Annotated in this window: 10 protein-coding genes; 9 read left to right on the top strand and 1 reads right to left on the bottom strand. The window is 72.0% G+C overall.

All coding sequences use genetic code 11. The features are described 5' to 3' along the window. From AB5970_RS14770 to AB5970_RS14730, 9 genes are all read left to right on the top strand, one after another. On the top strand, positions 1 to 775 hold a 775-nt coding region (locus tag AB5970_RS14770), incomplete at its 5' end, for a lanthionine synthetase LanC family protein (RefSeq protein ID WP_370504700.1). A 135-nt stretch (positions 776 to 910) separates the two neighbouring features. Then, positions 911 to 1,660, top strand: a complete 750-nt coding sequence (locus AB5970_RS14765) for a helix-turn-helix transcriptional regulator (RefSeq protein ID WP_370504699.1) — start codon at positions 911 to 913, stop codon at positions 1,658 to 1,660. Continuing rightward, complete coding sequence (sufB, locus tag AB5970_RS14760; RefSeq protein WP_370504698.1) at positions 1,657 to 3,102, top strand: Fe-S cluster assembly protein SufB; 1,446 nt, start codon at positions 1,657 to 1,659, stop codon at positions 3,100 to 3,102. Before AB5970_RS14765 ends, sufB begins: the two co-directional genes overlap by 4 nt. Next, entirely contained in the window at positions 3,102 to 4,412 is a 1,311-nt protein-coding gene (sufD, locus tag AB5970_RS14755) for a Fe-S cluster assembly protein SufD (protein WP_370504697.1), read from the top strand. Before sufB ends, sufD begins: the two co-directional genes overlap by 1 nt. Continuing rightward, on the top strand, positions 4,409 to 4,741 hold the full coding sequence (locus tag AB5970_RS14750; protein ID WP_370504696.1) for a non-heme iron oxygenase ferredoxin subunit: 333 nt from the start codon (positions 4,409 to 4,411) through the stop codon (positions 4,739 to 4,741). The genes sufD and AB5970_RS14750 overlap by 4 nt, the downstream gene beginning before the upstream one ends. A 17-nt stretch (positions 4,742 to 4,758) precedes the next feature. Then, positions 4,759 to 5,523, top strand: coding sequence for a Fe-S cluster assembly ATPase SufC (gene sufC / locus AB5970_RS14745; protein ID WP_370504695.1), 765 nt, complete (start codon positions 4,759 to 4,761; stop codon positions 5,521 to 5,523). Between the two features lie 17 nt (positions 5,524 to 5,540). Beyond that, a complete protein-coding gene (locus tag AB5970_RS14740; RefSeq protein ID WP_370504694.1) occupies positions 5,541 to 6,851 on the top strand; it encodes a cysteine desulfurase in 1,311 nt (436 codons plus the stop codon). Further along, entirely contained in the window at positions 6,848 to 7,327 is a 480-nt protein-coding gene (sufU, locus tag AB5970_RS14735) for a Fe-S cluster assembly sulfur transfer protein SufU (RefSeq protein ID WP_370504693.1), read from the top strand. Before AB5970_RS14740 ends, sufU begins: the two co-directional genes overlap by 4 nt. Continuing rightward, positions 7,324 to 7,659: a metal-sulfur cluster assembly factor gene (locus tag AB5970_RS14730; RefSeq protein ID WP_370504692.1), complete on the top strand. Its 336-nt coding sequence runs from the start codon at positions 7,324 to 7,326 to the stop codon at positions 7,657 to 7,659. Before sufU ends, AB5970_RS14730 begins: the two co-directional genes overlap by 4 nt. Positions 7,660 to 7,710: 51 nt before the next feature. On the opposite strand, the gene ypfJ is transcribed toward AB5970_RS14730, so the two are convergent. Further along, entirely contained in the window at positions 7,711 to 8,583 is an 873-nt protein-coding gene (ypfJ, locus tag AB5970_RS14725) for a KPN_02809 family neutral zinc metallopeptidase (protein WP_370504691.1), read from the bottom strand. Positions 8,584 to 8,612 lie beyond the last annotated feature (29 nt).

The raw sequence follows: 8,612 nt of genomic DNA, 5'->3' as shown, positions 1-8,612 counted from the left end.
CGAGCGGAGCTGGTTCTCGGCGCGCGAGGGGTCGTGGGCGGACCTGCGGGGTGTCGACGAGGCGTCCGTGCGCGCCGGCACGGCACCCGGGTACCCGCACCTGTGGTGCCACGGCTCGCTCGGGATCGGCGTCGCGCGCCTGCGGATGTACGAGGTCACCGGCGACGAGGTGTACGCGGCCGAGGCCGGCGTCGCCGTCGACGCCGCCGTCGGGGTGCTCGAGGAGCTCGGGACGGGCGGAGCAACGGACCTGTCGGTCTGCCACGGCATGGCGGGTGCGGTCGAGCTGCTCCTCGACGCGTCGCGGACCTTCGGCCAGCCCGTGCTGGCCGAGCTGGCGCGGGAGGGTGCGGGCGCCGCGGTCGAGCTGGTGGGCGACGGGCCCTGGCCCTGCGGGATCCCGGACGGCGGCGAGAACGCGGGCCTCTTCGTCGGCCTGGCGGGCATCGGGACGATGCTGCAGCGGGTCGACGACGCCGCGGTGCCGTCCACGGTGCGTGCCTATGCTGGCTGGACGATGTCGGACCGGGTGGTGGTCAAGCTGGCCGGCCCGCTGGACCCCGCGGAGGTGGCCCGGCGGGTCGCGGACGTGAGCGCCGCGGTGCCGGGCGCCCGCGTCGACAGGGTCTCGCCCAGCGGGCGCGTGCTGCTGCGCCTCCCGGTCGAGGCCGACCCCGCCGCCGCCGTCGCGACGCTGGGTGCGCTGGCCGGCGTGGAGTACGCGGAGCAGGACGTGGTCGACTCGACCCAGGGCGGCGAGACCTCCGCCGTGTGACGCATCCCATGCCGCCGCGGGGCGGGGCGAAGGGTCGCCTTGCTTGCAGGGATGGATATTGACAACAAGGATGTTGCCAATATCGCGGGGTGTGTCGTCGTCCCCCGGAGCCCGACCGGACCGCTGGAGGTGTGCATGAGCGCGACGCTGCCCGTCGTCGACCACACCCTCGCCGACACGACCAGCCCCGAGTCCGACGCCGGCACCCGCCAGCGCGTGCTCCAGCTCGTCGCCGGCTCCGGACCCGTGTCCGCGGCCGAGCTCGCGGCCCAGCTCGACCTCGCGCCCGCCGGCATCCGTCGGCACCTCGGGGTGCTCGAGGCCACCGACCAGATCGCGGTGCACGACGGCGCCCGGAGCCACCAGGGTCGCGGCCGCCCGGCGCGCCGCTACGTGGTGACCAGCCGCGGTCAGGCCGCGCTGTCCCACCGGTATTCCGAGCTCGCCGCGCAGGCCCTGCGGTTCCTGGCCGAGACGGCCGGTCCCGAGGCCGTCGAGGGCTTCGCCGAGCAGCGCGTGCGCGACCTCGAGCAGCGGCACACCGCCGCGGTCGAGGCGGCCGGTGACGACCTCGCGGCGCGCGCCCGCATCCTGGCCGACGGGCTCACCGCCGACGGCTACGCCGCGTCCGTCCGGCCCGTGCCGGGTGCCTCGGCCATCCAGCTCTGCCAGGGCCACTGCCCCGTGCAGGACGTCGCGCACGAGTTCCCCCAGCTGTGCGAGGCCGAGGCGCGGGCGTTCTCCCGGCTCCTCGGCGTGCACGTGCAGCGCCTCGCGACGCTGGCCGGCGGCGGCCACGTCTGCACGACCAACATCCCGATGACCGTCTCGATCGACCACGCCCCTGCCCACCCCGTGCTCTCCGTGGAAGGACATTCAGCATGAGTGCACAGACCGACAGCGCTGCGGCTTCGCCGCAGATGACCCAGGACGAGGCCATCGCCTCCATCGGGAACTACAACTACGGCTGGCACGATGCCGACACCGCCGGGTCCGTGGCGACCCGCGGGCTGTCCGAGGCCAAGGTCCGCGAGATCTCGGCGCTCAAGAACGAGCCCGAGTGGATGCTCAAGACGCGCCTGAAGTCGCTGCGCCTGTTCGACAAGAAGCCCATGCCGTGGTGGGGCTCGGACCTGTCGGGCATCGACTTCGACAACATCAAGTACTTCGTGCGCTCGACCGAGAAGCAGGCCACCAGCTGGGAGGACCTGCCCGAGGACATCAAGAGCACGTACGACCGGCTCGGCATCCCGGAGGCGGAGAAGCAGCGCCTCGTGGCCGGTGTCGCCGCGCAGTACGAGTCCGAGGTGGTCTACCACCAGATCCAGGAGTCGCTCGAGGAGCAGGGGGTCATCTTCCTCGACACCGACACCGCGCTCAAGGAGCACCCGGAGATCTTCGAGCAGTACTTCGGCTCGGTCATCCCGCCCGGGGACAACAAGTTCGCCTCGCTCAACACCGCGGTCTGGTCGGGCGGCTCGTTCGTCTACGTCCCGCCGGGCGTGCACGTCGAGATCCCGCTGCAGGCCTACTTCCGGATCAACACCGAGAACATGGGCCAGTTCGAGCGGACGCTGATCATCGCCGACGAGGGCTCGTACGTGCACTACGTCGAGGGCTGCACCGCGCCGGTGTACTCGAGCGACTCGCTGCACTCCGCGGTCGTCGAGATCATCGTCAAGAAGAACGCCCGCGTGCGGTACACGACCATCCAGAACTGGTCGAACAACGTGTACAACCTGGTGACCAAGCGGGCGACCGCGGCCGAGGGCGCCACCATGGAGTGGGTCGACGGCAACATCGGCTCCAAGGTGACCATGAAGTACCCGGCCATCTACCTCATGGGCGAGCACGCGCGCGGCGAGACGCTGTCGATCGCGTTCGCCGGTGCCGGCCAGCACCAGGACGCGGGCGCCAAGATGGTGCACGCCGCGCCGCACACCTCCAGCTCGATCGTCTCCAAGTCGGTCGCGCGCGGCGGTGGCCGCACGTCCTACCGCGGCCTGGTGCAGGTGCTCGAGGGCGCCCACCACTCCGCGTCGAACGTGCTGTGCGACGCGCTGCTGGTCGACCAGATCTCCCGCTCCGACACGTACCCGTACGTCGACGTCCGCGAGGACGACGTGTCGATGGGCCACGAGGCGACCGTGTCGCGCGTGAGCGAGGACCAGCTGTTCTACCTGATGTCCCGAGGCATGCCCGAGACCGAGGCCATGGCCATGATCGTGCGCGGGTTCGTCGAGCCCATCGCGCGCGAGCTGCCCATGGAGTACGCCCTCGAGCTGAACCGCCTCATCGAGCTGCAGATGGAAGGGGCCGTCGGCTGATGACGACCACCACGGAGCCCACCGGCTCTCTGTCCACCGACCACTCGCGGGCCACCGCCGACGGGAGCCACAGCCACGGCGTCGGGCCGCTGCCCGAGGCGTCCCGTGCGTCGCGCCCGACGTCGTTCGACGTGGGCGACTTCCCGGTGCCCCACGGGCGCGAGGAGGAGTGGCGCTTCGCCCCGGTGGACCGGCTCGCGCCGCTGTTCGCGGCCGGGTCCGAGGGTGTCCTGTCCGGCCACGGCGTGCTGACCACCGTGGTCGAGGCGCCCGAGGTCGAGGTCGAGATCGTCGAGCGCGACGACGCACGGCTCGGGAAGGCCGGCAAGCCCGGCGACCGGACCGCCGCGGTGGCCTGGGCCTCGTTCCCGCGCGCCACGATCGTCACCATCCCGCAGGAGGCCGTGGCCTCCGACGTGACGTCCATCCGCATCGAGGGCGTCGAGGGTGCGGGCACGCACGAGGCCGCCCTCGAGCCCAGCGCGACGCACGTGCTGGTGCACGCCAAGCCGCTGTCGCAGGCCGTCGTCGTCATCGACCACATCGGCCACGCGGCCCTGACGGAGACGGTCGAGATCGTCGCCGAGGAGGGGGCGCACCTCACCGTCGTCACCGTGCACGACTGGGCCGAGGGCTCCGTGCACGCGTCGTCGCACCGGCTGCGCATCGGCCGCGACGCGACCGTCAAGCACATCGCGGTGACGCTCGGCGGCGACGTCGTGCGGATCACCCCCGACGCCGAGTTCGTCGGCGAGGGCGCGAACGTGAAGATGATCGGCCTGTACTTCGCGGACGCAGGCCAGCACCAGGAGCAGCGCCTCTTCGTCGACCACGCGGTGCCCAACTGCATCTCGCGCGTCACGTACAAGGGCGCGCTGCAGGGTGAGGGTGCCCACACGGTCTGGGTGGGCGACGTGCTCATCCGCGCCGCGGCCGAGGGCACCGACACGTACGAGCTCAACCGCAACCTCGTGCTCTCCGACGGCGCGCGCGCCGACTCCGTGCCGAACCTCGAGATCGAGACCGGCCTCATCGAGGGCGCCGGCCACGCGAGCGCGACCGGCCGGTTCGACGACGAGCAGCTCTTCTACCTGCGGGCCCGCGGCATCCCCGAGACGGACGCGCGTCGCCTCGTGGTGCGCGGCTTCTTCGCGGAGCTCATCCACGAGATCGGCGTGCCGTCGGTCGAGCAGCGCCTCATCGACGCGATCGAGCGCGAGCTCGAGAAGTCGATGAGCGTGCTCGACGCCCTCTCGGAGGGTGGACATGTCGAGGGTTCCGAGGTGTCCCTCACGACGGAGCGTGCATGAGCGCACAGCTGGCCTGCTTCGACGAGGACGTCCCGGTCGAGGGCACGTTCCGCGTCGAGCTCGAGGCCGAGCACGGCACGGTCGAGGTCGCGCTGGTGCGCGACTCCGACGGTGAGCTGCACGCCATCAGCGACATCTGCTCGCACGGCGCGGTCTCGCTGTCCGACGGCGAGGTGGAGGGCTGCACGATCGAGTGCTGGCTCCACGGCTCCCGCTTCGACCTGCGCACCGGCAAGCCCACCGGCCCGCCCGCCGTCCAGCCCGTCCCCGTTTACCCCGTGACTGTCGACGGCCAGCGCGTGCTGGTCGACGTCGACTCCCCGATCTGAAGTCTGGAAGGAACAGCATGTCCACCCTGGAGATCCGCGACCTGCACGTCAGCGTCGAGACGAAGGAGGGCGCCAAGCCCATCCTGCGCGGCGTCGACCTGACCGTCGCCAGCGGCGAGACCCACGCCATCATGGGGCCCAACGGCTCCGGCAAGTCGACCCTGGCGTACTCGCTGGCCGGCCACCCGAAGTACCAGGTCACCTCCGGCACCGTGACGCTCGACGGCGTCGACGTCCTCGCGATGTCGGTCGACGAGCGCGCCCGCGCCGGCCTGTTCCTCGCCATGCAGTACCCGGTCGAGGTCCCCGGCGTGAGCGTGTCGAACTTCCTGCGCACCGCCAAGACCGCGATCGACGGCTCCGCGCCGCCGCTGCGCACCTGGGTCAAGGACGTCCGCACGGCGATGGACAACCTGCGCATGGACCCCGCGTTCGCCGAGCGCTCGGTCAACGAGGGGTTCTCCGGCGGCGAGAAGAAGCGCCACGAGATCCTCCAGATGGAGCTGCTCAAGCCGGCGTTCGCGATCCTCGACGAGACCGACTCCGGCCTGGACGTCGACGCCCTGCGCGTCGTGTCCGAGGGCGTGAACCGCGTCAAGGCCGGCGGCGACGTGGGCGTCCTGCTCATCACGCACTACACGCGCATCCTGCGCTACATCACGCCCGACTTCGTGCACGTCTTCGTCGACGGCAAGATCGCCGAGGAGGGCGGGCCCGAGCTGGCCGAGCGCCTCGAGAACGAGGGCTACGACCGGTTCCTGACGAGCGCTCCGGCTCTCTGAGGACCTCGGAGGCCACGGTGACCAGCATCCTCGAGGGCGCAGCCCGGACGCTCGACGCGTCCGAGCTCGCCGCCGTGCGCGCGGACTTCCCGCTGCTCGCGCGGACCCTGCGCGGCGGGCGCCCGCTGGTGTACCTCGACTCGGGGGCCACCTCGCAGAAGCCCGAGGTCGTCCTCGACGCGGAGCAGGACTTCTACGTCCAGCGCAACGCGGCGGTGCACCGGGGCGCCCACCAGCTCGCCGAGGAGGCCACCGAGGCGTTCGAGGACGCGCGCGACCGGGTCGCGTCGTTCGTCGGGGTGTCGCCGGGGTCGCTGGTCTGGACGTCGAACGCCACGGCGGGGATCAACCTGGTCGCGTACGCGATGTCGAACGCGTCGCTCGGGCGCGGGGGAGCGGCGGCCCAGCGGTTCGCACTCCGGCCCGGCGACGAGATCGTGGTCACCGAGGCCGAGCACCACGCCAACCTCGTGCCGTGGCAGGAGCTCGCGCTGCGCACGGGCGCGACGCTGCGGTGGCTCGGGGTCGACGACGACGGGCGCATCCGCGTGGACGAGCTCGACACGGTCGTCACCGACCGGACCAAGGTGCTGGCGTTCACGCACGCGTCGAACGTCACCGGAGCGATCACGCCGGTCGCCCCGTTCGTCGAGCGCGCCCGCGCGGTGGGTGCCCTGACGGTGCTGGACGCCTGCCAGTCGGTCCCGCACCTGCCGGTGGACCTCACGGCCCTGGGGGTCGATTTCGCGGCGTTCTCGGGCCACAAGATGCTCGGCCCCACGGGCGTCGGGGCGCTGTACGGCCGCCGCGAGCTGCTCGAGGCCATGCCGCCCGTGACCACCGGAGGGTCGATGGTCGAGGTGGTCACCATGGAGTCGACCACCTACGCGCCGCCGCCGCAGCGGTTCGAGGCCGGCACGCAGATGGTGTCGCAGGCCGTCGGGATGGGCGCCGCCGCGTCCTACCTCGCCGAGCTGGGCATGGACGCCGTCGCCGCGCACGAGGCGCACCTGGCCGGGCTGCTGCTCGACGCGGTCGCCTCGGTGCCCGGCGTGCGGGTGATCGGCCCGACCGACACGCGCGACCGCCTGGCCACCGTCTCGTTCGTCGTCGACGGCGTGCACGCGCACGACGTGGGCCAGGTGCTCGACGACGCCGGCGTGGCCGTGCGGGTGGGCCACCACTGCGCGCAGCCGCTGCACCGGCGGTTCGGCGTCGCGTCGACCTCGCGCGCGAGCGCCGCGGTCTACACGACCGACGAGGAGATCGAGGTCTTCCGGGAAGCACTGACGGGGGTCCGGGCGTTCTTCGGTCTGGAGGTGTCATGAGCACGGGATCGATGGAGCAGCTGTACCAGCAGGTCATCCTCGACCACGCGAAGTTCCCGCACGGCAAGGGACTGGGCGCGGCGGGGGACCTGCACCTGCACACGGGCGAGTCGCACCAGGTGAACCCGACCTGCGGCGACGAGGTCACCCTGCAGGTGGACCTCGACGAGGCCGGGGTCGTCCGGGACGTGCGCTGGGACGGGCAGGGCTGCAGCATCTCGCAGGCCTCGGTCTCGGTGCTGCACGACCTGGTGGTCGGCAACGACCTCGCCACCGTCGACCAGATCGGCGGCACGTTCCGCGCGCTCATGCAGACGCGCGGCGCCGGGCTCGACGACGACGCCGAGGACACCCTCGGTGACGCGACCGCCTTCACGGGCGTCGCCAAGTACCCCGCACGGATCAAGTGCGCCCTGCTCGGCTGGGCGGCGCTGACCGACGCACTCATCAAGACCGGCGCACGGGAGAGCTCATGAGCACGGACACGCCCTCGTCCACCCCCACCACGGTGGCCGACGTCGAGGAGGCCATGCGCGACGTCATCGACCCCGAGCTGGGCATCAACGTCGTCGACCTGGGCCTGGTCTACGGGCTGACGATCGACCAGACGAACACGGCCGTCATCGACATGACGCTCACGTCGGCGGCCTGCCCGCTGACCGACGTCATCGAGGACCAGTCGGCGCAGGCCCTCGAGGGGCTGGTCGACGGCTTCCGCATCAACTGGGTGTGGATGCCGCCGTGGGGCCCCGAGAAGATCACGCCCGACGGCCGCGAGCAGATGCGGGCCCTCGGCTTCAACATCTGACCAGCAGCGCGACGACGGCCCCGGCGACCACCGCCGGGGCCGTCGTGCGTCTCAGAGCTGGTCGGTGGCGAACGTGTCGCAGGCGGCGAACGTGCGCTGCTCGTAGCCGGTGGTGAACCAGCGCTCGCGCTGCTCGCTCGAGCCGTGCGTCCACGAGTCGGGGTTCACGCCGCCGCCGGACTGCTTCTGGATGTTGTCGTCGCCGACCGCCTTGGCCGCGCCGAGCGCGTTCTGCAGCTGCTCCGGGGTGATCGGGTCGAGGTAGGCGACGCCGGTGTCCGGGTCGACCGTGCTGGCCGCCGTGCCGGCCCACATGCCCGCGTAGCAGTCGGCCTGCAGCTCGACGCGGACCGAGTCGGAGTCGGCGCCCGTGCCCTGCCGGTTCGCCTGGTCCATCACGCCGGTGATCTGCTGGATGTGGTGGCCGTACTCGTGCGCGGTGACGTACTCCTCGGCCAGCGGGCCGTCCGCGCCGCCGAGCTGGGTGAGCTGGTCGTAGAAGGTGACGTCGAGGTAGATCGTGGCGTCGGGCGGGCAGTAGAACGGCCCCGTGGCGCTGGTCGCGTCGCCGCAGCCGGTGCTCACGGAGTCCGTGAACGCGAGGGCGTCGGGCTGGCTGAACTGGCCGCCGGCGGCGGCGACGGTGGCCGCCCAGTAGGTGTCGAGCGAGTCGAGCGTCGCGCTCAGCCGGCACGTGCGGTCGGTGTTCGCCTGCTCGGCGGTGCAGGTGCCGACGGTGCCCTCGGCCTGCGGCGTGCCGCCGCCGCCCGCGACGCCGGACAGGTCCACCTGGCCGCCGGAGAAGAGGTACACGGCGAGCACGACGAGCCCGACCAGCCCGCCGCCGCCCGCGGCGATCTTGCCGCCGTTCCCGCCCGTGCGGACGCGACCGCCGCCGAAGCTGCCACCCTCCTGGAAAGTCATGGTCGGAAGATAACCGCGCGCGAGGCTCG

This window comes from Cellulomonas sp. ICMP 17802 (assembly GCF_041295535.1).
In the GTDB taxonomy this organism is placed as follows: Bacteria; Actinomycetota; Actinomycetes; order Actinomycetales; family Cellulomonadaceae; genus Cellulomonas.
Note: the sequence above shows the minus strand (reverse complement) of the source record. Positions and strands in the feature narration are given on the sequence as shown.